The organism is Mesorhizobium sp. M0478, assembly GCF_040321305.1.
Taxonomy (GTDB): domain Bacteria; phylum Pseudomonadota; class Alphaproteobacteria; order Rhizobiales; family Rhizobiaceae; genus Mesorhizobium.
Map to the genome: position 1 here is coordinate 78,932 of NZ_JAMYRH010000015.1, position 25,526 is coordinate 104,457.

General features: G+C 62.8%; 17 protein-coding genes and 1 pseudogene. 3 read left to right on the top strand and 15 right to left on the bottom strand.

Translation table 11 applies throughout. The features are described 5' to 3' along the window. Nucleotides 1–98 precede the first annotated feature (98 nt). The 13 genes and pseudogenes from nifD to NKI64_RS27385 all read right to left on the bottom strand — a co-directional run bounded on the left by nifD (nucleotide 99) and on the right by NKI64_RS27385 (nucleotide 15,135). Complete coding sequence (gene nifD, locus NKI64_RS27325; protein WP_023736345.1) at nucleotides 99–1,601, bottom strand: nitrogenase molybdenum-iron protein alpha chain; 1,503 nt, start codon at nucleotides 1,599–1,601, stop codon at nucleotides 99–101. Between the two features lie 98 nt (nucleotides 1,602–1,699). Further along, nucleotides 1,700–2,593, bottom strand: coding sequence for a nitrogenase iron protein (gene nifH, locus NKI64_RS27330; protein WP_023763052.1), 894 nt, complete (start codon nucleotides 2,591–2,593; stop codon nucleotides 1,700–1,702). A gap of 474 nt (nucleotides 2,594–3,067) precedes the next feature. After that, the gene (locus tag NKI64_RS27335; protein ID WP_352671302.1) at nucleotides 3,068–4,324 is read right to left on the bottom strand and encodes a type II toxin-antitoxin system HipA family toxin; all 1,257 of its coding nucleotides are present in this window, start codon (nucleotides 4,322–4,324) and stop codon (nucleotides 3,068–3,070) included. Next, a complete protein-coding gene (locus tag NKI64_RS27340; RefSeq protein ID WP_352671304.1) occupies nucleotides 4,299–4,625 on the bottom strand; it encodes a helix-turn-helix domain-containing protein in 327 nt (108 codons plus the stop codon). Before NKI64_RS27340 ends, NKI64_RS27335 begins: the two co-directional genes overlap by 26 nt. A gap of 583 nt (nucleotides 4,626–5,208) precedes the next feature. Then, on the bottom strand, nucleotides 5,209–6,312 hold the full coding sequence (gene fni / locus NKI64_RS27345; protein ID WP_502901404.1) for a type 2 isopentenyl-diphosphate Delta-isomerase: 1,104 nt from the start codon (nucleotides 6,310–6,312) through the stop codon (nucleotides 5,209–5,211). 28 nt (nucleotides 6,313–6,340) lie between these two features. After that, nucleotides 6,341–7,243 (bottom strand): terpene synthase family protein, encoded by a 903-nt coding sequence (locus NKI64_RS27350; RefSeq protein ID WP_352671239.1) that lies wholly within the window; start codon nucleotides 7,241–7,243, stop codon nucleotides 6,341–6,343. Beyond that, a complete protein-coding gene (locus NKI64_RS27355; RefSeq protein WP_502901405.1) occupies nucleotides 7,240–8,757 on the bottom strand; it encodes a hypothetical protein in 1,518 nt (505 codons plus the stop codon). Before NKI64_RS27355 ends, NKI64_RS27350 begins: the two co-directional genes overlap by 4 nt. A gap of 176 nt (nucleotides 8,758–8,933) precedes the next feature. Then, the gene (locus NKI64_RS27360) at nucleotides 8,934–9,923 is read right to left on the bottom strand and encodes a polyprenyl synthetase family protein (RefSeq protein WP_352671245.1); all 990 of its coding nucleotides are present in this window, start codon (nucleotides 9,921–9,923) and stop codon (nucleotides 8,934–8,936) included. Between the two features lie 147 nt (nucleotides 9,924–10,070). After that, nucleotides 10,071–11,414, bottom strand: a complete 1,344-nt coding sequence (locus NKI64_RS27365; protein ID WP_352671248.1) for a cytochrome P450 — start codon at nucleotides 11,412–11,414, stop codon at nucleotides 10,071–10,073. Then, nucleotides 11,414–12,256: an SDR family oxidoreductase gene (locus NKI64_RS27370; protein ID WP_352671310.1), complete on the bottom strand. Its 843-nt coding sequence runs from the start codon at nucleotides 12,254–12,256 to the stop codon at nucleotides 11,414–11,416. Before NKI64_RS27370 ends, NKI64_RS27365 begins: the two co-directional genes overlap by 1 nt. Before the next feature lie 168 nt (nucleotides 12,257–12,424). After that, nucleotides 12,425–12,568: pseudogene (locus NKI64_RS27375) on the bottom strand (ferredoxin); the annotation flags it as partial. Further along, on the bottom strand, nucleotides 12,552–13,841 hold the full coding sequence (locus NKI64_RS27380; protein ID WP_352554149.1) for a cytochrome P450: 1,290 nt from the start codon (nucleotides 13,839–13,841) through the stop codon (nucleotides 12,552–12,554). The pseudogene NKI64_RS27375 and the gene NKI64_RS27380, both read right to left, overlap by 17 nt. A gap of 91 nt (nucleotides 13,842–13,932) precedes the next feature. Then, complete coding sequence (locus NKI64_RS27385) at nucleotides 13,933–15,135, bottom strand: cytochrome P450 (protein ID WP_352671251.1); 1,203 nt, start codon at nucleotides 15,133–15,135, stop codon at nucleotides 13,933–13,935. Between the two features lie 1,654 nt (nucleotides 15,136–16,789). Here NKI64_RS27385 and NKI64_RS27390 point away from each other — a divergent pair. The 3 genes from NKI64_RS27390 to NKI64_RS27400 all read left to right on the top strand — a co-directional run bounded on the left by NKI64_RS27390 (nucleotide 16,790) and on the right by NKI64_RS27400 (nucleotide 20,104). Continuing rightward, nucleotides 16,790–17,323, top strand: coding sequence for a peroxiredoxin (locus NKI64_RS27390; RefSeq protein WP_352662714.1), 534 nt, complete (start codon nucleotides 16,790–16,792; stop codon nucleotides 17,321–17,323). A gap of 69 nt (nucleotides 17,324–17,392) precedes the next feature. Beyond that, the gene (gene rpoN, locus NKI64_RS27395) at nucleotides 17,393–18,829 is read left to right on the top strand and encodes an RNA polymerase factor sigma-54 (RefSeq protein WP_352671253.1); all 1,437 of its coding nucleotides are present in this window, start codon (nucleotides 17,393–17,395) and stop codon (nucleotides 18,827–18,829) included. Between the two features lie 57 nt (nucleotides 18,830–18,886). Continuing rightward, nucleotides 18,887–20,104 (top strand): MFS transporter, encoded by a 1,218-nt coding sequence (locus tag NKI64_RS27400; protein WP_352535966.1) that lies wholly within the window; start codon nucleotides 18,887–18,889, stop codon nucleotides 20,102–20,104. A gap of 626 nt (nucleotides 20,105–20,730) precedes the next feature. On the opposite strand, the gene NKI64_RS27405 is transcribed toward NKI64_RS27400, so the two are convergent. Further along, nucleotides 20,731–24,201: an ATP-binding protein gene (locus tag NKI64_RS27405; RefSeq protein WP_352671256.1), complete on the bottom strand. Its 3,471-nt coding sequence runs from the start codon at nucleotides 24,199–24,201 to the stop codon at nucleotides 20,731–20,733. Then, nucleotides 24,198–25,457, bottom strand: a complete 1,260-nt coding sequence (locus tag NKI64_RS27410; protein ID WP_352671258.1) for a metallophosphoesterase family protein — start codon at nucleotides 25,455–25,457, stop codon at nucleotides 24,198–24,200. Before NKI64_RS27410 ends, NKI64_RS27405 begins: the two co-directional genes overlap by 4 nt. Nucleotides 25,458–25,526 lie beyond the last annotated feature (69 nt).

Below are 25,526 nucleotides of genomic sequence, written 5' to 3' on the forward strand. Positions count from 1 at the left end.
CCGCCATACGCGGCACAGGGACATCGAAACGGTTCAGCTCTCCCGCGGACAAAGGCCACAGGCGTTCACGGCCTCCCGGCTTCCGGGAGGCCAGGGCTTCATTCGGCTGCGATCGCCGCCGACGGCTCGGCTTTTTTCTTCCAGGGGGCGTCGTAGAGGTTCCAGACCGGGTTGTTGATGGCCAGATCCATGTCGCGGGCGAAGATGGCGAAGCCGTCATAGCCGTGATACGGGCCGGAATAATCCCAGGAATGCATTTGACGGAACGGTATGCCCATCTTCTGGACCGGGTACTTTTCTTTGATGCCGGAGCCCACGAGATCAGGACGGATCCCCTCGATGAACTTCTCCAGCTCGTAGCCAGTCACGTCGTCATAGATCAGCGTGCCCTTCTTCACGTAATGGCCGGTGCGCTGATAGTCGTCGTTATGGCCAAATTCGTAGCCAGTGCCGACGATCACCATGCCCAGGTCCTCATATGCCGTGACGACGTGACGGGGGCGCAGCCCGCCGACATAGAGCATCACCGTCCTGCCTTCGAGGCGCGGCCGGTACTTGGCGATTACGGCATCGACCAACGGCCGGTATTTGGCGATGACCACCTCGGCCTTGGCCTCGATTTCCGGCCCGAAGTGCTTGGCTATCTTGCGCAGAGAGGCTTCGGTCTGGGAGGGGCCGAAGAAATTGTACTCCATCCAGGCGATGCCATACTTTTCCTCCATGTGCCGGCAGATGTAGTTCATCGACCTGTAGCAATGGATGAGATTTAGCTTCGCCTTTGGCGCCCGCTCTATTTCGGCCAGCGTAGCGTCGCCCGACCAGTTGCCGACCACGCGCAGGCCCATCTCTTCGAGCAGGATGCGCGAAGCCCAGGCGTCGCCGCCGATATTGTAGTCGCCGACCACATTGACATCGTACGGGCCGGCCTCGAACTCCACTTCCTTCTTCTCGAACACCCAGTCGCGGATCGCGTCATTGGCGATGTGGTGACCGAGGGATTGCGAGACGCCGCGGAAGCCCTCGCAGCGCACCGGCACGATTGTCTTTTCGTGCTCCTTGGCCTTGTTGCGGGACACAGCTTCGGTGTCGTCGCCAATCAGGCCGATCGGGCATTCGGATTGCACAGTCATGCCCTTGTTCAGCGGAAACAGTTCCTCGATCTCGTCGATGATCCGTTCCAGCTTCTTGTCGCCGCCGAAAACAATGTCCTTCTCCTGGAAATCGGAGGTGAACTGCATGGTGACGAACGTGTCGATGCCGGTCGTGCCGACGTAGTAGTTGCGGCGTTGAGACCAGGAATATTGCCCGCAGCCGACCGGCCCGTGCGAGATATGGACCATATCCTTGACTGGACCCCACACCACGCCTTTCGAGCCGGCATAGGCGCAGCCGCGAATCGTCATCACGCCGGGGATGGACTTGATGTTCGATTTGACATCGCATTCGGAAAGGACCTCGCTTTCCTCGCCAGCCTCGTCGCCGCTCTTTGCGACGCTGAGGTGCTTTTTGCGGCGCTTCGCCGACTTGTCAGGATATTGCGACAGCACCTCCTCGATAAGCTTCGCATGGAGGGCACCGTCATTCTCGTATTCCAGGCTCATGGGACCCCTTTCAAGGTTCAGGGTGACGCCTCACAGACGAGGCGCCGTTCTTTGAAAGGCGCACCACGTCAGGCGGCGCCTCATGTCGGCAGCAGTCGCTACTGTGCGGCAGTCTTGGCCGCTTCCTTGACCTGAAGCTCGGCAAGCATCTGCTCGTCGGTCTTCATGATGCCGAAGTCGAGCAGCATGTCCTCGAGCTCCTCCATGGTGATCGGGGTCGGGATGGTGCCCTGGCCCGAATTCCCGTGAATCTTCTCGGCCAGCGCCCTGTATTCCCCGGCCTGCTTGGAGTCCGGCGCATACTGAATGACAGACATCTTCCTGAGCTCGGCGTGCTGGACGATGTTGTCGCGCGGCACGAAGTGGATAAGCTTGGAATTGAGCCTAGAAGCCAGCGCTTCGGCGAGGTCGAGCTCGCGATCGGTTTGGCGCTCGTTGCAGATCAGGCCGCCGAGCCGCACGCCGCCCGAATGGGCGTATTTCAGGATGCCCTTGGCGATGTTATTGGCGGCATAGAGCGCCATCATCTCGCCGGACATGACGATATAGATTTCCTGGGCCTTGTTCTCGCGGATCGGCATCGCGAAACCGCCACACACCACATCCCCGAGCACGTCGTAGGAGACATAGTCGACGTCGTCGTAGGCGCCGTTCTCCTCGAGGAAGTTGATCGAGGTGATCACGCCGCGGCCGGCGCAGCCGACACCCGGCTCGGGTCCGCCCGACTCCACGCATTTGATGCCTTTGTAGCCGACCTTGAGCACGTCCGCGAGTTCCAGGTCTTCCACCGAACCTTCCTCTGCCGCGAGATGCAGGACCGTATCCTGCGCCTTCGCGTTCAGGATCAGGCGGGTGGAGTCGGCTTTAGGGTCGCAGCCGACGATGAGGATTCTCTGCCCGAGGTCGACAAGGGCGGCGAGCGTATTTTGGGACGTGGTGGACTTGCCGATGCCGCCCTTGCCGTAAAAGGCGATCTGACGCAAACCTGACATGTAGCTTTCCTTCCTTCGTTCCATTCATCGCGGCTGCCGCGACATGAATGCCGGTCGGGCAGCTGTAGCCGCCTCGCACCTAAGGATCTCAAGACTCGTGCCAACTTGGCTGATCCAACCGAAGAATAATTTCATGGTTGCTTTTCAGGGGTTTAGCTTGAGTTCCAAGAAAGGATCGTCGGAACAGCCCGTGTAGCGGACGCGACATTGGCGACACAAAGCGTCGGATCGCGATCCTCAGTCACCGAATTCGTTTGCACCGCGTCGTTATGTTGAAGTGGACGAACAGCATCTCAACCTACTTGCGGGAAGCTGCGAAACTTTCTGCCAGCGAGCTGACGTGCTTCGTCTCGCGTGTCCTCGTCGAGACTGCGTAGAATCCTGCGCGCGACGCTGGCATACCATCGGTCCGCGGCCACTCATCCGGTGCCACAGGCGGATGGTCCCGCTATATCAGCAATTCGGGGGGTCGGCTCACTTGTCGGCACAGGAGTTCAGTATCGGCGTCATCGCCTTCACATGTCCGTCGATCCGCTCGAGCACTTTCGCTGCGACAACGTCGCGCTCAGGCAGACGCCACCAGTGTTCGTTGACGAGTTTGACCGTCTCGACCACTGCCTTCAGGACTGCTGGCTCCGGAAGCCGTGCACGGTTCGCAAATGCTTTCCATCGCGGTGCTGCCAGCGCCCTGAACGAGCGCTCTCCTCCAAGCGACAGCGCCATGGCGTCGGCGGGAATATATGGCACGGTGGATAGGAGGTCGTAGATTGGTGCAAGCGCCGGCTTGTCGCCGTTACCGGGATAGATCAAAGACCAGTTTTTCAGGTGCATGTCGCCATTGCCGGTGATGACGGTCAGTGCCAGGCGGCGGGCGAACTCGAGAGCCGCCGTAGGCGAGACGGCCACGCCAAGAGCCAAGGCTATGTCGTGATAAGCAGCCCCCTCATATTTGCGCGAAGGGTAGACACCGAAGACCTGAGCGAAATCCTCGATGTGTATCCTCTCGCCACCGGCGCCGCGATCGAAGCGTTTGACGAGAAGGACCTTGCCGTCAGACAGCGTGTTGAATTCTTCGGGAACGCCCTCAAAATCGGACTTCTCGACCAGTTCGCATTCAGGAACGTCCATGCCGATTGCTGCTGCTAGCGCCAGGTTAGCGAATTCGTTCTCGGAAACGCCCGGAAAGGCCGTCGAAGGGAACTTGGCAATGTACCGGCCCTGCTCGTCGTCCATCGGCAAGGTAAGGCCGCCGCCTTTTCCAATGTTCTTCATGACCGACAGCTTCATCTGCACGCCGGCAAGCGAGAACCGTGCCTTGGGCTGATCCTTTGAAGCATCCTGCGAAACCGCTATCGCGCCGTCACTGGGCAACGCCCGTACGGCTCCCGGCAGATCGGCGCCTAGTGCCGCTAAAAGATCGAAGTCATTGCCTGGCCGCACATTGCCTTCGTGGTGCCTTTCCATCGCCTCCCGCAATTTCTCCTCCGGCAGGAGGTTCGCGAAGAAAGCGGGCAAGGCGCTTGCCAGAGGCTTCGGATCTTTCCGCAATCCTCCCGTCGCTGCCCGGAACGACAGGCTGAGAACCGGAAAGCCGCCCGTCGCGCGGTAGGCCTCATCGAAGTTGAATGCATTGAAATCACCCGGCGTCCTGACGATCGTGCCGATCTTCACTGCGTTCAAGAGCACGTCCAGCGACGGGATCGTCTTAGGTGCGCGAAAGACTGGAGGCATGATCGTCATCGTCAGGTTGAGAAACAAAGGCCGGTCGATCGCCATCATCATGCGGACGCAATAGAGCCTGGACAGCCGGCACCATGACTTGCGGAACCAGCATCATTTCCAGACCGAGCGCGCGAGCGATATTCATGAGCGTTGTTGCACGCGCGGCTGCGGCTCCCTTTTCGATGTCGCGATATCGGGGACGGGATATACCCGCCAAATCAGCGACCTGCTCTTGCGTCATCGCAGCGGCCAGCCTCGCCTGCCTGAAAAGCCCACCGATTTCGCGTAGAATTTCCGATTGAGAGTCCATATGATACGTAAACGTTCCATTCCAACGCTGGATGATATGGCAGAGTATCTTATCCAGTGATGGAGTCAACACGTTATGATCTGTTCCCATATCATGCATCAGCCTTATGATACGTAAAGAGATCAATCCTCCTGCATTTGGCGCCGCCCGACGGTGAACGCCGTCCGAAACTGACGCCCGATCAGCCCACCGAAACTATCGGAATGTTAAATCAAGGCGGTCCGGCAGCTGAAATCGCTCGCCTCTTCTGGTTCATACGGCCGGCCGCGCTGACTGGAGGTCAATGTGATCGCCACTCCTTGATGGCAATGGCTTTGTACCATCTGCTCCTGCCGGTCTCCCGCCGCACCTGGTGTTCCGACCCTTTGAGGGGCTTCTCGCTCTGCGTGACCGGTCACCCTGATCAAGCATCGACATAGCCGTCGAATACCGCTTTACTCTCGGCTGTCCGTTAGGGGCATGGCGGGGTGCCTCCCCGATCACGAAGCAGCACCCGAACAACCCCGCGACCAGGCAATCCCCCCGCTTCCGAGACTTTCTCACTCAGTAAGACTAGCGCCCGCCGCACGTACGGGCGCCGCCGTCAACCGGCGGGCAGGTGCGCCGAGGGCAACAAGCGCGCCTGACGCAACGCCGCCAGATCAGCCGAGCCGGTGCAGAAGCAGGCGACGGCCAACTGGCGGATGACAATCTCGAAATGCGCGACAACCGCCTCGGTGGATACCGTAGCGGCGCGCAGCACGCCGGCTGCCTGCCCGGCGATGTCCGCGCCCAAGCGGATGGCCTTGGCCACGTCGACGCCGTCGCTGATCCCGCCCGACGCGATCAGCTTCACCGCTGGCAGGGCCCGACGGACCGCCTGCACGCTGGCCGGGGTCGCAATCCCCCAATCCGCGAATGCCATTGCCACTGCGCGGTCGGCGGCATCGGGGGCGCGCTCGCCCTCCACCGCGGCCCAGCTGGTGCCGCCGGCGCCGGCGACATCGATCACCGCCACGTCCGCCTCGACGAGCGCACAGGCCACCGAGGCGGACAGGCCCGACCCCACTTCCTTGGCCACGATCGGCACGCCGACGCTGCGCGCGGCGCGAGCGATCTGCGCCAGGACGCCGCGCCAGTCGCGGTCGCCCTCCGGCTGTACTGCTTCCTGCAGCGGATTGAGATGGACGATGAGTCCATCGGCCTCCAGTGCATCCACCGCCCGGCGGGCAAGGTCAAGGCCGTCGGGCTGACGCAGTTGCGCGGCGCCGATATTGGCCAGCAAGGGAACGTCTGGGGCCAGGCGGCGCAGCGCGCGCGTCAGCCCCTGGGAGTTGCGGGATTGCAGGCTCACGCGCTGCGAACCGACGCACATGGCGATCCCCAAGGCTTGCGCTGCCTCGCTCAGATGGCGGTTAATGGCCTCGGCACGTGGCATGCCGCCGGTCATGGAGCTGATCAGCAGAGGCGCGCGCATGGTCTTGCCCAGCAGCGAGGCGCTGAGGTCGATCTGCGTCAGGTCCAACTCGGGCAATGCACAGTGTTCGAAACGAATGCACTCCCAGCCAGCGGCCTTGGCCCGTGCCGTTCGCCGATCCAGCACGATGTCCAGGTGGTCGTCCTTGCGCCGGCTCAGGTTGGTGTCGCTGATGCTCGCTCCTTCCGCGTCATCGGGCGAGGGCGTTGCGTCGGATCGGACCGACGGCAGCGCGCGGACGCCGCCGTCTCCCGCGCGTTCAGGCCGGCGCACGCTCGCCTCCGCCCGCAGCGTCGCTGCGGTAGCGACTGGTTGAGGTCTCGTAGTACTGCGCGCGGATGGCCGCCATGGCTTCGATCAGCGGTCCCCACGGCGGGGGAAAGCGTTCTTGCGCCATCACCCGGTGCAGCATGCGTGTGTGGCCGGCCAGCTCGTCTTTGAGGAACTCCACCACAGGCATAGCCGGATAGCGCTGCAGCAGCAGGATCGCCGCGTTGTCGGCCTCGCCGGCCGACCTATCCTTTTCGCGTCCATGCAGGTCGTTCTGCAAGCGGCCTATCGCGGAGATGAGCCGCAGGACCTGACGAAACGCCGGATGCGCGCGCAAGGTCGCCATGCCCAGCCCCCACAGCAAGGACAGGCAACAGAACACGTTCGTGTAGGCGATCGAATCCACGCCGTTCTGCAAGTACTCGGCGTAGGACCAGCGCTCCGCCCCTGCCGCCTGCGCGTGTCCGGCGCGCAGCGCCGCGCAGTAGCACCGGGTATCGTGGAGAAGCTGAGCATAGTCGCGACGATCGTAGGCGAGCGCGGCGAGCGAAGCGCGCAGCACAGCACAGCCCTCGAATCCGGGAAGCGCGCACGGCACGCCCTGCCCCAGCGCCTGCTCCACCGCAGCGAGCTGCTCCGGCGCGATCAGGCGAAGGTCGTTGCAATCGTCGAGCCAGAACAGCAGCGCCAGTTCCCGATAGAACGCCACGATCAGCGTTTCGTCCTGCGGATCGCGGCCGGTGCGGGCGCTGGCGTCGCGCAGGCTCGGATGGATGCGCTGCAGGATGTACTGGCCGCCCCTGACTGCTTCCACAGCGTGCTCGTCGGCGAACCCGGTCAGGGAACGCCCCCACTCCAGCACGTGCTGCAGGGCGCGATCGGTCGGGATCATGGCCCCGCTCCTGCTCCCTCGGCCGAGACGTGCCGCCCCCAGCGAAGCGCCAGCCACAACCCGGCGAGTTCGGCCACGCGCACCACCCGGGTGGGGCAATACAGTTCCTTGCCGATCCACAGCGGCGTCTGGGGCAATGCATGGGCTGCGTGGCGGGCGAGCATCCACTTCAGCGCACGCCCCACCGCCTGCGCGATGCGCCGGCGCCCTGCCGGTTCTTCGGTCCCGTCTATCACGTGCAACGCGAACAGCGCATAGGCGGTTTCCTCGAATGTGGACGCGCGACCGGCGCCCCAGCCGCCGTCGTCGCGCTGCGTCCGCAGCAGCCCCGCCAGCGCGCGCTCGTCGCGCCACTGAGGCTTGCCTTGCGCGAGCGCAGCGATCGCATGCGCGGTGGGATACAGCCAGGAAACGTGCCATTTTTCGTTGTCCCATAGACCGTGCAGGTTGCGATTGGCCTCGACGTAGGCGCTGGTGCCGGCCGCGGGTTTTCCCAAGATTCGCAACGCATGCAGGGCATGGATGTTGGTCGACACCGAGGCATTGCGCTCGCCGGGGAAGGTGACGAACAGCTCGCCGGTTTCGAACTGGCGCAACGCGTCGGCCGCCGGGTCGCGGCCTGCAAGGCGAAGGACGCACAACGCAACGGCGGTGTCGTCCGCATCGGCCGCGAAGTGCAAGGCAGGGCCCAGACCGCGGACTCCGAGGCGGGCGTCGAGTTGCGCGATGATCACTTGCACCGCCTCGGCGAGCGCGGGATGCGCGAACAGACCGGCCAGATGCAGGGTGTACAGCGACCAGCATGGCTCGAACACATTGATCGGCCAGACGTTGGGAACGACACCTTCAATGCCGGTGCGCGTTGCCCGCGATGCAGCCTGCAGATACCCGTCGGTGCGCCCGACGTGCGGCGTTCTTCCCTGTGTCACGGCGTGCGCACGCCACGCGGCGGTGGCCGCTGGACTGATGCCAATGCTGCCGTCGTCGTCCGGGCATGCGGTGGCCGGCGACGTCCCCCAGGCTTCCCAGGAGTGCAGCAATGGATGGCCGCTCGGCAACGTCGCAACTGCCCCCAGCTTGGCCAGGCGTGCTTGCCGCAACGGCAACAGCGCCGGGTGGCGCGGAAACGCCACGCCACCCAGCAAGGATGCGGCCTCGTCGCACAACTGCGGCAGGATCAGCTCCGCGCCGATGGGCGCGTCTTCCGGCACCGCATGCGCGTAGGGATCGGGCTGGCGCTCGAGGAACCGGGTTGCAGCGTGGACTGCGTCGGCAGCGCCAGGAAGAGGATCGGCACGCTGCAATGCCAGCAACGCCGCCCAGGTAGGCGCATGGCGAAACAGCGGGAAGTCCGCACTTCCCCATCCGCCATCGGCCTGTTGCTGCGCGATGAGCCACGCGTATGCGTCCTGCCGACCGGTGACGTTGCCGTGGAACTGCAGAGCTCGCGCCGTGTCGTAGACGGACGGACCGACACTGCCGCCGTCGCTCATATCGCTCAGCAGGTGGCGCATTTCGGAAAGGATCTGTTCGGACAAGTTCACGCGGGATGTTCCTTCTGCAGAAGGCTAACGAGAACAGAAACGGGCAGACGCCGCGCACGTCGCCGCCGACACGGACACAGTGCAGCATGCAGCGCCCGCCGGCCGATCGCAGCAGCACAGGGGCGAGTCCTTACGGATGCGCACGCTCATGCGTATGGCGCGGACAGATAGAGGTTGGCCCGCTGCAGCATCTGCGCCAACCCTTCCGCACGCGGCCCCAGAGGGGCGATGGCCTCCCCGGCGTCGTGCAACAAGTACAGGGCGAACTGGCGCGCAGCCTGCAGCCCCATGATCGACGCGCAGGTCGGCTTTTGCGCCGCCGCGTCCTTACCGGGGGTCTTGCCAAGAGTCGCGGTATCCGCCGTCGCGTCGAGAATGTCGTCGGCCACCTGCAACGCCAGGCCGAAACAGGCGGTGTAGCGATCGAGCGCAGCATACAGCGCAGCGTGCGCGGCATCCTCCGCGATGGAGTATAGCGCGCCCATGCGAACCGACGCGCGCACTAGCGCTCCGGTTTTCATCCCGTGCATCGCCAGGATCCTGTCCAGCCCGGCATGCTTTCCGACCAACGACAGATCGATGGCCTGCCCGCCTGCGGCACCCTCGGCGGACACCGCCTGCGCCAGTTCGCGCACGAGCGCGATACGGTTGTCGCCCGGCGCATCCAGGCTCGCCAGGGTGAGGAAGGCGTGGGCCTGCAGCGCATCGCCGGCCAGGATCGCAGTGGCTTCTCCGAACTTTACGTGCACGGTCGGAAGGCCGCGGCGAAGCACGTCGTCGTCCATCGCGGGCAGGTCGTCGTGGACCAGGGTACAGGCGTGCATCATCTCGATGGCGGCGCCGACGTCGTCGAGCATGTGCGCCGGCGTGCCCGCCAGTGCGCCGGCAGCCAGACAGAGCAAGGCGCGGGTGCGCTTCCCGCCATGCAAGGTGGCGTAGCGCATGGCCGCCATCAGCTCTGTCTTACCGTCGTCTTCGGCGCAGAGCAGACGCCCCAGAGCCTGTTCGACCCGCTTTGCGCCGTCCTGCATCCAGATCTCCGGGAGCAGCCCGCCAGAGGCGCCGCGCGCCTGCGCGCCCAATCCGCCGAATGCGGAAACGCCAATTTGGTCGCGTGGAGTGGAACCGGTCTGCATGTTGTTGATGTCCTTGTAGCTGAGACGGCCACGGCGAGCGCAAGTCGTCACGGTGTTGCCGGCGTCACACGAGTGCGTGCGCTGAGTGCAGCAATGCCGCGCCCCGCCGGCGCCGCTGCCTTGCCACACAGGGCATGCGATGCCAGCTCATGAAAAGCCTATTCGAATTTTCATTGACGGATGTGCGGTAGGGTAATAGCGCCGGCCTTTTTCGACGTCGCTCAGCAACTGCGGCCGCACCCCGGCCTTGTGCATGGTCAGCGCCAAGGCGATGCAGAACTGCACCATTTCCAGCCATACCAGGTGGTAGCCGATGCAGACGTGTGGGCCGGTACCGAACTGCAGCATGTCAACCGGCCGGATCGGCTCTGTGCGTAGCAGCCACCGCGCCAGGCGGAACTGATCAGGCGCCTCGTGCAGCAGCGCCGAGGTCGAGAAATGCAGCAGCGGGATGCATAGTTGGGTGCCTGCGGGAATGCGCCGTTGGCCGAGTTGCAATTCCTGCAGCGCGCGACGCGGCAGGAGCGTGGTCGCCGGATGCAGGCGCAGTGTCTCGCGGAACAGCGCCTCGGCGACCGGACACTGCGCCAGGTCCGCGTGCCGGGTCGGCACCGCGCCCACGCGTTGCGCCTCCTCGACCAGGGCGTCCCACAGCACAGGCTGCCGCGCCAGCTCGATCACGATCCAGGCCATCGTCGAGGCAGTGGTGTCGTGACCGGCAAGCAGCAGCAAGCGAATATTCGCGACCAGGACGTCATCGGAGAGCGGACCGTCGCTGCTGTCAAAAGCGCTCACCATGTCGTTGATGAACCCGGTGCGCGCGGCATGCGCGCGCGCATCGCGGACGAACCGGCGCAACTGCGCGTCGATCCAGTCGCGGGCGGAGCGGCCGCGCCGCAAAGGCAATCCGGGCAGGTCGACCGGTGGCGCGATGATCAACTGCAGCAATTGCCGGTACTTGCGATGCCATCCCGGCAGGTCCTGCGCGGGGATTCCCATGAGGCTGAAGATAAGCTTCAGCATCAGGTCGCCGGTTTCGCGCAGGATGAGTACCTCGCCGCGGGCGCGCCATGCCTGCACCCGCGCCTGGATGACGGGCGCGAACAGGTCGCCGATCCCGGCCTGGGTCAGCCCCCTGGGCAAAAACGCTGCCTTGATGGCATCGCGCGCCTGCCGGTGCGCGCCGCCGTCCAGCGCAACCAACGTTCCGCCAAGCAATTCGGGCGCGATCTCTTCGATCAGCGCCGAGGACACGTCCTTGTGCCTGAGCAGTGAGAATGCGTCCGGATCCACACAGGTCATCAGATGTCCGGCAGGGCCGAAATCCAGCCAGAAGTGGCTGCCCAGCGTGCGTTGCGCGCGCCGCAGCAGGCGCGGCAGGTCGCAGACAATGGCGGGAAGATGCCCGACCAGGGGGAAAGCGCCAGGCATGACCGGGATGTCGCATCGCAGCCGGTGCCGCCGGTTGAGTGGATTGAGCAGCATGTCCATCAGCAGCGCGCCGCCGCCGCCGATTCGGTGTCGCCTGCAGGGCGCGCGGCGCAGCTGTTGCCACCGTCGGCATATGTCGGCACATGCGCCAGCATGCCGCCGTCGATGCACACGAGCTGGCCGGTGATGAACGCAGCATCGTCGGAGAGCAGGAACGCCACCAGCGCGGCCACATCCTCGGGGCGGCCGACGCGCTGCAGGAGCTGGTGCCGGCGCAGATGCCGTTGCATGCACTCGTCCAGCTTGGCGAGGAGACGCTCGGTCATGATAAGACCCGGCGCAACCGCGTTGCAGCGTATCTGAGAGTGACCGTACTGGGTGGCGAGCGAAGCCGAGAGCATGTTCATCGCCGCCTTCGACGCGGCGTAGGACGTCTGCGCCGTGTCACCGCTGAGCCCTTGGCACGACGACATGTTGACGATCGCGCCACCGCCGCGGGCGATCATCCGTGGGATGGCCTGCCGGCAGCAGAGCAGCGTGCCGCGCAGATTGGTCGCCATTGTCTGGTCCCAGACTGCCAGGTCCAGGTCGAGGATGGCGCGGTCGCGCGGGGTCAGATGCATGGCGCTCGCATTGTTCACCAGCAGGTCGACCCCCCCGAAGTGCCGCTCCGCCGTCTCGAACAGCGCTGCCACCGCCTGCTCATCGGCGATATCCATGGCTATGGCCAGCGCGTGGCCTGCTTCGGCCGCGATCTGCGCGGTGCAGGCGATGGCCGCAGGGCCATCAATGTCGGCCACCACCACTCTGCCGCCCCCGCGCGCGATGGCGAGAGCGCATGCCTTGCCGATGCCGGCGCCAGCGCCGGTCACCACGGCCACCTTGCCTTCAAACCGTCCCATCGTGTCTCCTGAATTGCATTGGTCTTTCGCGGCATGCCGCTGGGCCTGCGTCGGAGAAGGCGCCGGGTCGGCGCTGGCGCACTCGTCATGGCCAGCGTCGCTTTCGATGACCCGAATGGCGGCGACCGGGCACTGGTTCGCCGCAAGCCGCACGGCGGCGTGCAGCGCCTGCGGGACCGTCGCAACGCACACTTCGGCCACGCCGTCCGGTTCGCGCTGGCGAAAGGTGCCCGGCAGCGTCAGCACGCACTGCCCGGTCGTTCCGCACAGATCCTGATCGACCAGGACGCGCATCTCAGCCCTCCTGCCCATGCAGCCGTACCGGCAGCGCGCGGAACGTCCTAAGGAACGCGGAGGGCTCCCGGGTCGGCTGCTCGGCCAATGCCAGCGTGGGGAAGCGCGCCTGGATCCGCGGCAGGCTCTCGGCCAATTGCACCCGGGCCAGTTGCGCACCAAGGCAGAAGTGGATGCCGTGGCCGAAGGTCAGCATGATCTTCCCGTCGATCGACATGCCAGGACTGGTGCCGTAGAACCGCACGGCATCGAAGCGATCGGGATCGGCGAAGGCGTCCGGGTCGCGATTGCCGGCCGCGATCAGCACGCGCACGTCCGCGTTCTTCGGGATCACCACGCCGCCCAGTTCGATGTCGCGCTGGGCGATACGCGGAATGGAGCTGAACATGGCGGGCGCGTCATAGCGCAGGGCTTCTTCGACGAAAGCCTTCACCCCCACGGCATCTCCCTTCAGCCAGTGCCGCTGTTCGGGATACGCCAGCATCGCCAGGACCGCATGGCCGATGGCCGCGGCAGTGGTGGCGAAGCCGCCCAGCAGCATGCCCCAAAGCATGCTGATCAATTCCGCATCCGACAGCGTCTCGGCATCGTCGTCGTGTGCGCCGACCAGCATTGACACGATGTCGTGGCGGGAATCGGTGCGCCTGCGCTGTATGAGGTCGCCGAAGTAGGCCTGCACCCTGGCGCTGGCCGCGTCCCCCGCGGCGAGCTGGGGATCGCTGGCGTGCGGGCTCAGGCCTTCCAGAATGGCGCTGATGCCGGTGATGAGTCCGAGAATGTCATCCGGGGGCATGCCGAACAGTTCGCCGAAAACCAGCATGGGCAAGGCCAGCGCGAATTCCTGATGCAGGTCCACCGCCTCCCCGCGCTCCAGCGCGGGCGCCATGCCGTCCAGGCGCGCCGCGACGATGCGAGCGATGGTCGGCCTCAGCTTGTCGATCTGGCCGATGGTGAAATCGCGCGAGATCAGCCGGCGCAGACGCGTATGCGTTGGAGGTTCCTTCATCGCTAAAGTGGACGCCAGCAGACTTAGCGACAGGCTGGTCGCCGCACGCGGGAAATAGCGCGCCAGTTCGCCTGGCGCCGGCCCCCGAAAAGCATCGCCCGTGGCCTTGAGCGCCCAGTAGATGTCGGCGTGGCGGCTCAACAGAAAGAGGCCCGACGCCGCGCGATGTACCGGATCGTGCTCGCGCAACCACCGCATGAATGGGTACGGGTCCTGAATGCACGCTGGCGACGCCAGTTCGGCGAAGGCGTCCCGGCATGCTGCCGTGGTTTCTTGCACGTCCATCTTGGTCACCTGTTGGTTGGCTGATCTGATCGGCGCGCGGCAGGCGCGCCGGCAATTCGAGAACATCGCGATTTCTGGTGGCATCCGAGCATCACCAGAGCACCGGGAACTCCTCGAACCCACCAGTGATGATCTCCTTGCGCAACTTCAGTTCTTCGGGCGCCACGGCCAGGCGCAGCGCGGGAAAGCGCTGGAAGATCGAACCGAACACCGCCTTGAGTTCCAGCCTGGCCAGCGCCAAGCCGACGCAGTTGTGCGGCCCGTAGGAGAACGCCAGGTGCGGGTTTTCGTCACGTCCTATGTCGAAGATTTCCGGGTCGTCGAAATGGCGCGGATCGAACGACGTCGCCGGCAGGCCGACCAGCACCTTGCTCTCCGCGGGAACATGCACGCCCGCGATGGTCACGTCGGTCCTCGGATAGCGCATGATGCCGTCCCAGCCGGCGCCCGGCGGGTACATGCGCAGGATTTCCTCCACCGCCTTGTCCACCAGGGATGGATCGCCGACCAGGCGTTCGCGCTGTTGCGGATGGCGGAACATGGCCAGCAGGCCGAATTCGATCTGCGCCACGGTGCTCTCGTGCCCCGCCACCAGCATGCCCGCCGCCAGGCCGATCGCCTCTTCCTCGGTCGCCTTGCCCTGGTCGATCGCCGCGACCAGATCCGTCAGCACGTTGTCGCCCGGATCCTGGCGCTTGTCCCGCATCTTGCCGCGAATGTAGGCGCGGAGTTCTTCCCAGGCCAAGCGCGACGCGCTTCGCGGGCCGCTTTCATGCTGGTGCGTCATCACCTCGTCGGACAGCCCGGCGAAAAAGGCGTGATCCTCGTAGAGCACGCCCATCAGCGCGCCAATGACCATCGCAGGAAGCGGAAAGGAGAGGTGGCGCCGCAGATCGGCGGGCTGGGGCTGGGCCGCCAGCGTCTCGAACAACTGCGCGGCGATCGCCTCCACCTGCTGCGCGAGCTGCTTCACCCTGCCGTTGCTGAAGGCCGGCGCCACGATCGTGCGTAGCCGCGTATGCTCGCCCCCCTCGTGCGAGACCAGCCATCCTGGCGAACCGAGAATCACCGAATCCGGGGTGAATGCCGCCGGCGGCATTCCCGCGGGCCGGAACGCCGCGTCGGTCAACACCGCCTTGGCCTCGTCATAGCCTGTGACCCACCAGCCTTCGTGCCCGGACGGGAAGCGCACGTGGTGGATCGGACCATTGGTGCGTAGCGCCAACATCTCGGGCGATGGCTCAATGTGATCGAGACGCCACATCGGCAGCGTCGGCAAGGGTTGTTCTGACATGGTGGCACTTCACTCAATAGCGAGGGCGGAAGGTGACCGGCGGGCGCTGCGGCAGCGAAGACCTAAGACGGCATATAGATGACGTCCTCCGAAGGAAGACCGATTATCAAGAACGGCTAACGCGTAACTGTCTAGGCACATCGCGCGGCGAGATGCGGAACGTTATCTTGCACCTTCGAGGTCAGGACAAAGTCGGCGCGGTGAGCGTTTGAGCCGCCGCCGGCCAAGCTTTCCTGCGCAAGGGTCGACAAGGGCGGCGAGCTGTTGGGTAAGGGCGGTTTCGCCGAGCACACCATGCCCATAGACGCTATCCGACGCGGATTTGACATTTTGCTTTTCTTTCTTCGTTCCATTCGTGCCATCCACGAAATGAAAGTCGGTCGGCGGCTCCCGGCCCGCAACGAAGAGGCTTCAAAACTCGTGCCAATTTGGCCGACCTAAGAAAAAAATCTGTGATGCTTTTACGGGCTTAGCCTGAGGCCAGAGAAGAGCTAGGCGAAATAGGCCGGTGTCGCGGGCCAACAAAGGCGACGGAACAGTGTCGGACAGAACGCCTTGGCGACCTTTAGGTCATGCTAGCGACATTCTGGTCCAGTTTCGAACATAAGAGGGCGGCAAACAGACACGATTGGGGAATTCGATCCTCACGGGGCCAAAGCGCTTGCCCAAGAGCGCGCGCTCATGTTGCCGCGACAGGCGCGTGTTCGCGATAGCCGTGCCTGCGCTTGAATGCTAGCGGCACACGCTACGCAATGACTGGAGTGCCCGCCAGCCTCAGGTAGTGCATCGGCTCGGCTTCCGGTCTTCTTTGCCCAGCCGGGGCCGAAGCGCCGAATATCCGCACCATACAGCATCGTTGTTGCCTGTGTGACGAGGCGGTTATAGCGCGCGCCCGATCTTCCAAGACACGGCCTCCGAGAAGAAAGGGGGCGGTCCAACGGCACCTCTATTCCAAATGGCACGCCGCTTGCTGCTCCTGGTTAGAGCACCATCAAATCACGATGAAAGCGACTTGTGCCATGCCCGATACGCGAAGCTCCAGACCGTGGCCTGAGGAGACGGTGCCCCTTCCAGCTGAACATCGGGGCATCGTCTCCTCCGGAAGTCCGTTCTGGGTGGCCGCTTTGCGCATGGCTGGTCCGATGCCGGCGCGCCAACACGGGCCGCGCGCGCAAATGCGGTTTGCCGGTTCTGTTCAGCATGTGAGTGCCGAAAAGCCTTGTCAAAGGGTCGTCACCCAAGCCAAGGCCGGCGGGTCACTGTCACATATCGACAACATGCTGAACCAGTCCAGTGACGCGGAGTCCAGTGACGCGGGTCTGTTGCGTGAAGTGACATTTCAGGCCCCCACATGCTTTGCGATATTGGCTCCTTCCGGCCGCTATCCTTTTTCCAAACGCACTATCGCTAGTGACCGATCCCGCTTCCGGCGCCATAGCCGTGGAAAGCAAGCGGCTCGACGGTGTCCAGCTCGCTCAGATCGATTGCGTTCGGATGGCAAAGGCCAGCAGCCAGGACGTTCCCGTACGTCGGGAGGAAAAAAAGGAGGTTGCGAGCCGCGAGGCCCTCATTCCGTGCCGGGGATACGAGCCTTTGCCCGGTATTGCGCCAGCCTCTGCCAGAATTCAGCGCAGTCTTCTTCAGGAGCAACTTGATGACAGTTCGAAAGAAAGTTCCCTTCGTCACCTTTCTCACGCGTGTTCACGATAAGTCAGTCCAGGGGCCAAATCCATATCGCTGGCAAGAAAAAACATCTGACGACTACTTTGCCGGCAAGCGGGTCATCCTGTTCTCGCTGCCTGGCGCCTTCACCCCGACCTGCTCGACCTACCAATTGCCCAAGTTCGAAGAGCTCTATGATGAGTTTGCGAAGCAGGGGATTGACGCGATTTACTGCCTCTCAGTCAACGATGCCTTCGTCATGAATGCGTGGGGGAAGTCCTTGGGCCTGAAGCAGGTCCAGCTCATCCCCGATGGTTCAGGCGAGTTCACACGCAAGATGGGCATGCTGGTTGCCAAGGACAATCTCGGATTCGGGATGCGCTCATGGCGCTACGCCGCCCTGATCAACAATGGCGTGGTGGAGCACTGGTTCGAGGAGGAAGGTTTCTCGGACAACTGCGAGGCCGACCCGTATGGCGTCTCATCCCCGCAAAACGTTCTCGAAACGCTGAAAGCCGCCGCATGACCTAGAAAACGTCTCACTGGCGCCATTGCAGGCCCCAAGAGGCTCCTCGACGGGATTATCGCACTCACCATGCAATCTTCAGCAAGCCTGTTTCAGCGCCAGAAGCAATCCATCGTCGCATCGCCTCAACTCATTGAGTCGATTCGCTTGCTGCAACTGGCGCATACCGAACTGCATCAGTTCGTGGAGGGGGAAATCGAAAAGAACCCGCTCTTGGAATCTGCGTCAAACGATGGCGGGCCTTTTGACGATGCTTCGATTTCGGGAGCGGATCGGCCTGTCGGCTTTGGGGCAAACGTCGTTGAAGGTCCGACCGGGGCAGGGTCGCCTGAACGGCTCGGGCAATGGAAATCACTTCGCAACACGACCAACAACCCACCGGGCAATGGCCCTTCCCTCGACGAGTTTGCTACCCTCGCCGAAACATTGCACGACCATGTCGCTCGTCAGATCGCCCTCACTGCGTTCACACCACAGGAGCGGCTGATCGCTGGCCAGCTTGCCGCCGATCTGGAAGACACTGGCTATCTTCGGGCAAACCTTTTGGAGCTGGCCGAGAGCCTAAATGTCCATGAGGCTGTTGTGGAACGGGTTCTCGGAACCTTGCAACAATTTGATCCACCGGGAGTTTTTGCGCGAAGTCTCAGAGAATGCCTCGAGATTCAGTTGCGCCAGCGAAACCGGCTCGACCCGGCAATGGCAGCTTTGGTTGCCCATCTTGAAATGCTTGCGCGACGCGATTTTGAGGCGCTGAAGCAGCATTGCGGCGTCGATGAAGAAGACCTTCTCGACATGATGCATGAGGTTCGTGCGCTCGACCCAAAGCCTGGGAACAGATTCGAATCCGGTGCGTCTGAATCAATCGTACCCGACGTCTGGGTCACGCCCTCGCCGCAAGGCGGGTGGCAGATCGAACTTGATCCCGCCACGCTGCCGAAGCTGCTGATCAACCAAACCTACTATGCCGAAGTCACGCGTCAGACTGCCCAAAATTCGAAAGATCAAGCATTTCTCGAAGAATGCTTGCAAAACGCGAACTGGCTAATCCGCAGCCTCGATCAGCGCGCCAAGACGATCGTTAAGGTTGCGGCTGAAATCGTGCGTCAGCAGGATGCCTTTTTGGAACATGGCGTCGCCCACCTGCGGCCTCTCAATCTTAGAACCGTCGCTGACGCGATCGGCGTGCACGAGTCGACGGTAAGCCGGGTGACCTCGAACAAGTACATGCTTACCCCGCGCGGAGTTTTTGAACTGAAGTATTTTTTCACCGTCGCGATCGCGTCCTGCCAAGGCGGCGATGCGCACTCTGCCGAAGCTGTCCGGCATCGGATCAAAGCGATCATTGCCGCAGAATCTCCCGGCGACGTGCTTTCCGACGAGGACATCGCTGTCCGGCTGAAGGAAACCGGCATTGATGTTGCGCGTCGCACCGTCACAAAGTATCGCGAAGCAATGAACATCCCCTCCTCCGTACAACGCCGCCGGGAAATGCGCTTGTGTTTTTAGATTTGGGTCAAGGCAGCCAACATCACGTTGCATTGCATCAAAGTGGAGACTTCGTTCATGACCCGATCCGCAGCAGGCGTTATGAACGCTGTTCTGCACGACCCAGAAAAGCCAGTCCCACCGTCTGGCCCGGCATGGGGTGCCGTCATTTCGCTTTCCTTGGGCACCTTCGGGCTGGTCACGGCAGAGTTTCTGCCTGTCAGCCTGCTCACGCCCCTCGCGCATGATCTCGGTATCAGCGAGGGAGCGGCTGGGCAGGCGATGACGGCGACAGCTATCGTCGGGGCGATCTCGGCGCCGACGGTGGCCATCATCACAAAGCGCCTGGACCGCAGGACCGTCATGTGGACCATGACGGTCCTGCTGATCCTGTCGGACGTTCTGGCGGCCGGCGCGTGGTCGCTGGCGGTTCTCCTGACTGCACGCGTCGTGCTCGGCATAGCGCTCGGAGGCTTCTGGTCGATGTCGGCAGCACTGGCGATGCGGCTCGTTCCAAGCCACCTCCTGCCTCGCGCTATGTCGACCATCCTCACCGGCGTTTCCGTAGCTACCGTCTGCGCAGCTCCAATCGGCGCTTATGTCGGCGATATCTGGGGATGGCGAAGCGCCTTCATGCTCGCCGCAGCCGGCGGCGTCGCTACACTGCTCGTGCAGCTCATAACCATTCCGAGACTGCCTCCGATTGGAGTGACTAGCGTCCGAAGCCTGCTGGATGTGGCAAAAATTCCGATGGTCAAGGTTGCGCTTTTTGTCATCCTGCTGGTCGCTTCCGGCCACTTCGCCGGAATCACCTATATCCGCGCCTTCCTCGAAAAGATTCCCGCGCTCGACGTCGAGACGATCTCGCTTGTGTTGCTTGCTTTTGGCATCGGCGGATTCTTCGGCAATTTGGCCGGCGGGCTTCTGGCCGAGTACAGTCTCAAGGCAGTCGCGGCCCTTGCACCGCTGCTCATAGGGATAGCGGCTGTTTCGCTACTGACGGCGGGAGCATCGGCCTTCGCCTCGGGGATTGCGGTTGGCGCGTGGGGCTTTGCCTTCGGCGCGGTGCCGGTGGGATTACAGACGTGGATGGTGCGGCGGGCCGTTCCCGAGCAGGCCGAAAGCGCCGGTGTGCTGATGGTCGTTGCATTCCAAGTGGCAATCGCAGCCGGCGCGATTTTCGGCGGGCTATTGGTGGAGAATGCGGGGATCGCCAGCGCCATTGCCTACAGTGCTGTTGCCACGTTCGTCGCTGCCCTCATAGTTTTCCTGCTCGGCCCGAAGCGCGGAACCTAGACCGCCTGACAGGAGAGATCTCAGCAGCGCAGCGGGACGAGAGGTCCAATCGCATGCACGGCGCGGCGCGATCCTCCGCTTGCGGGCGATGCCCCGACGGGAGCGACTGGCTCGCCTTCGATAATGCCTTTACTCTCTTGACGAATGCTCTGGCGGATCGATCTGTCGTATCGTTCGCATACCATCAGCTTGCCTGGCCACTCCACCCTTTGACACGGTGCCTATCCCTCCGGGGCAGCACGAATGCATTTTCGGCGAGCGTCCTAGCGACCTGATCTTATCCTTGTAGTGCTGGGCGGGTTACGCCCCTTGAACTGAACCCATATTGTGGGCGCACCTGCCGATCCAATTCGCCCTTAATCGTCTCGAAGCGACGTAAACGTAACCGTCATTGGCTGCAACAAAGTTGCATTCTTCGGCGCAATAACCCTGCTTACTCGAAATGCCCCGCCACCGAGAGGCGGGTCATCCGCGCTCCGCCCGGCGAAGTCGTTCATCCACGCAACATTGCAGAACAAAATAGGCATTTCTCAGCCTCTATGGGACGTCATGATGGATTCGATCGAAGGTTCCTATGTCAGCCGAGTTGGTTAGTTGATCCGTTTTGACGCGAATTCTAATCGAGCCTAATCCAGCTGGTGAATGGTAGATTGTGGCACAACAGCCTTGGCGATTTCACATAGGTGCTTGTGGTGCGTGAGATAGATGACCTGACCTGTGTTCGCCATCTCCCCAAACAATCTAAAAACTTCCTCCGAGCGAATATGGTCAAAGGTTTCCATGATGTCGTCGGCGATGAAGGGAACCGAGGGCCGGAATTGGGCGAACTCGTAATAACCGGCGAGCCTCAGTGCTAGGTAGAGCTGAAAGCGCGCGCCCTTCGAAAGCGCTTCAGCGAGCTTGGATTGCCCGTCGCGCTGCACCGCGATGAGAACCTCCTCGCCTTTGACGGGCTGGGTTGTAAGGCCTGAATACTGCCCACGGGTCATTAGCTTGAATGCGTCTGATGCACGCGCCATCATCCCCGAACGGTGGTTCTCACGGTAGATCCGCAAAGCATTTCCAGCCGACATGATACCAAGCTTCAGCTCAATGTAGCGAACGGCCTTCTCCTCGATTTCCAACAGGGTTGTGCGCCGTTCGGCATCCAGGCGGGCAACCGCGCTGTCACCGCCGATGGCGTCCAACTTGTCTGCCGCGCGGGTCTGTCGGATCAGCTGTTGCTGGATGATTTCATCGAACTGGCGAAGCCGCTGCTCGCCCTCAGCCTTCTCGACCGCGAGGCTGTCGAAATCGATCGCTTCCAGGATCGAGCGTGCCTGGTCGAATCCATCGACTGCGAGTTCCGCCACTACCCGTTCCTCAAGTTCGGCGACGGTAGTGCGCAAGCCGTCGCGCTCACGCAGCAGCTCGTCGCGTTCGATTACCTCGGACAGAGTGGCGACGCCAAAGACGCCCAGCACTTCATTCTTGCGGCGTTCGTGTGCCGAAATCTCGGTGTCGAGGATTTCGCGCGCCTCCTTGAGGCGCTTCAGCTCGTTGCCGAGGCTTGCCTTCGTTTCACGTGTCCGCTCGGCACGCTCCAGGCGCTCGGCAAGGCGGGTGGCCAACTGCTCCGGCTCGCCATCCTTCGTCGGCTCGTCGGCTTCGACCGCAACGGCGATGACCTCGACCAGAAAATTGGCCCTGTCGGCCTCCATCTTGTCAATACGCAGCTGCAGATCCTCCCGTTCCTGCAGGCTTCTTGACAGTTCGGCCAATTGATCGAGCACAGCGCCAACGCCTGACGCGGACAGACCGCTTTCGAGCCACGTTCCCTTGAGCGCTTCGGTAATGCCGGCCAGCCATTCCTCCTCGCGACGCTCCGCCACCCCTACCGCAACCCGTCGGGCAGCTAGATCCTCTTCTTTGGAACTCACCATTCTGAGCGCCTCGGCATACTCGGCGTCCACCTTGCGCTGCCGGTCCAGAAACAGCTCCGCGATGGCCATGATTGCTTCGAGGGTGTCGCCGGGCTCTGATACTATGCCGACGCTTTCCAGCGCCGCTCTCATTTCCAAGTGTATCTGCTCGCCGGCGTCAGCGGCTCGCTCGGCTTTCAAGCGAGCAAGTTCGATCTGCTCCCAGGAAGCGAGCGCATCGCTGCGCGCCTCGATCTGATCCTCGATCCTTTCGATCAGGCGCTCAGACGAAGGTTCCAGGGCTTCTCCGAGGAGCTCGCTGGCGGCCACACGGATTTCCAACAATTGGGTATCCGCATCCTTGACGAGCTGTTGGCTTTGGATGCCGTTTCGTGACAGGTTGGCCGTGGCCTCGGCCAGGGCACGCGTCATTGCCCGGATCTCGGCCAGATCCGCCGCGCCGGCCAGCCGGCCTGCGCTGGCAACGTCATCGCGCGTCAGTGCCACGGCGAAATCGTCAGCGGTGTCACCAGTCAACACTGCGCGGTGCGTTGCCCACGCATCATCGCGGAGACGGCGGATGGCGGCAGCCGCTTCATCGTCGACAACGTCGACCGAGGCTCGAAGGGCATCCAATCGTGCGGCGAGCATTGCATGGTTGCCCTCGTATTCGGCGAGGCGTTCGGCAAGTACCGCGGTGTTCCTTGCCAGTACTGACGCTACTGTCTTCCAGGCGGCAATCTGCCCGGCGCTCGGAACCGCAACGTTGGCGAGAGCGAGGGCATCTCCGTTCCATGGACGCAAGCGAGCCAGCGATGCCTTCCATCGGATTGTTCCCGCATCTCCCGCCTCGCGAGCCGTCTTGATCTCTGCCTTGTGTCCGCTTGCTCGCGCTTTCGACAAAGCCGAGCCCAGCCTTGCCCTGGCGGGTTCGGGCACCGCCCTTTCCTCGCCGACCCGCTGCCTTGCCACCTGCAACGCATCGAGTGCTGCCGCCGCCTCGTCGCGGGCGGCGCGCGCGCCCGTAGCAATACCGGACCTCTGCTCGACCATAGCGCGAACGACGCCAACTGTGACGGCAGGCGGAAGCAGTGCGGCAGGATCCGGCTCGGAAGACCGGCCCAACGCGGCAAGGCAGCTTGCCACGGTGTTGTTGAGGATTTGCAGCCCCATCCTGCGAGTGGGCAAGTCAAAGCCAGCCGCGGTATGGCGCACCTTGCCCTCCGCCAGGCTGCGAATGCGTTCGGAAATCGACAGGATCCGTTCGTCCTCGTCGACCGCAGTGACTTTTGCCGACAGCCGCTCGACCTCATCGATGTTTGCGGACAGTCGCGTTCTGAGGCTGGCATCGTCATCGATCAGTTCGGTGACACTTCCCGTCCATGTCCGGGCTGGGGAGGTGATGTCCGGCAGCTGATCCAGCCGGGCAATCTTGCGGCGCATATCCGCCAGCATCGGCGCAGCACGTACGTAACGAGCAATGGTATCCAGCCTGGCCACCAGCACCGCCCGATCGCTGATGGTTCGGCCGTACTGCTGCGATGCATCGAGACGTTCGGCCTCCAGCCCCTCATAGGTCGATGCAAGTGTGTCGATCGCATCCCTGCGCGACTTCACGTCAACAAGGCGCTTCTTCAGCAGCGCCAGTTCGGTGCCATGCGCCTGCTTCCGATACAGCGCGTCTGCTTCGGCCTCGAGGCCGTTCAACGTATCGCTTGCGTTCCCAAGACCGGCGCTGGCCGTGAAGAGGAGCTTGCCGAGGTCGCCCCGCGACTCCAGGATCGATTTTCCGCCGGCTTCCAGCGTCTCGTCATCGAGTGAAAACATAGTCGTGTAAGCGTCACGCGACAGTCCGGCGAGATGCGCCGTGATCGCCACCTCGCTCACCGATTGGCCCGTCGCGTTCAATAGCGAATTAGTACGCTGTTTCGTACGCGTGAACGTGTGCTCGGAGCCGGCCAGTTCCAGCACCCCACCGATGCGCATGGCGCTGTACTCATGCAGGAAGTTGTAGCGGCTCCGTTCCTCGATGCCGAACAGCAAATCTAGATAGGCGGAAAGCGCTGTCGATTTGCCGGCCTCATTCAGGCCAAACACGATATGCAGATCAGGTCCGGATTCCGGTTTGGGTCCGAAGTCGATCGTACCATCGGTGAACTTTCCATAGCGAATGAGGTCAAGGCGCTGCAGCCTCATGACGATCCACCGGACTTAAGGCGGGAAGTCACCAAGTCTGCGCCCTTGGAAAGCACCTGATCGAGGAACCGTTCCAGCCCGGCTTCGTCCTTCCCAGCAAAATCCCGTCCGTCGGCCGGAAGGTCGGCGACCATCCTTTGGACGAACGCCCTCGCCTCGGCGCGGAAGGCATCCGAGGTGGCATCGGCGCGCATGGATTGCTCGAGTTCGAAAATCGGATCAGCAGTATCCTCGGCCGTCTCCGCCCGAGGTGGCGCGAGGTCAAGCTCGAGCTTCTCCACCCACGTATGGCCCAGTTGTTCCGCAGCCTGTTCGGCTTCGGCAAGAAGGAGGTCCTTGTCGCGGATCAGCGCCCACATCAGTGGTGATGTTCCTGTTAGGCCAACGCGGGCCACAGCATGACGCGAGCGGACGGTGGCCCGCATCTCTTCGAGTGCGTAGCGAACACGCGCGACGGCTTCCGGCCACTCAACTGCTCCGGTAAGGTCGACGCTGACCCGCTCGAACTGCGCAACGCTGGTCAGCCTTTCCTCGACCTCCACCGAACGGTCGTCGCGCACCGTTACTAGGGAAACTGATTTCTCACTGGCCTCGTTAATGTCCCTCCCCTGCGGTATTCCCGGCATCACCACCGTGCTTGCGCCGGAATGGACTTGGCGAAGATGAATGTGGCCAAGCCCCCAATAGTCGAAACCGTGGGCGTGCAGGTCAGCGATGCTGCAGGGCGCGTAAACGTCGTGACCGGGCGATCCGGCCAGACTGGTATGCATGATGCCAATATTGACGGCTCCTTCGCGAGCAGCCGGATATTTGGGCAGCAGGCTGTCCGGCGCCTTAGGGTTCGCAAAGCTCAAACCATGGAAAACGACGTCCACACCGCCGGCTGTCTGCAATACCGACTGAGCACGACCGCCAAAAATGGTCACGGTGTCAGGAAACACCAGCTGTTTGGAAATCCGCGACAGGGCGTCATGATTGCCGCGGATCTTGAAAACCCTGATGCCAGCCTGGTGCAGGCGTGTCATCTGCGCTGCCAGGAACCGCGCCGTCTTCATCGAGGTTTGATCACCATCGTATAAGTCGCCGGCTATTACCAACGCATCCACGCGTTCCTCTAGGCAGAGATCCACTATCGAAACGAATGCCTGGCGGCTGGCGTCGCCCACGAGCCCGGCAAGATCGGCATTACGCATCGCGAGCGAACGCAGCGGCGAGTCGAGATGAATATCGGCCGTGTGTACGAATCGAAATGCCATTCGGCCTCCGCCAGCAAAAGAGGTGTTCCGAGCTTCAACAGAGATTGCAACGAGGGCTCTACAATGCCC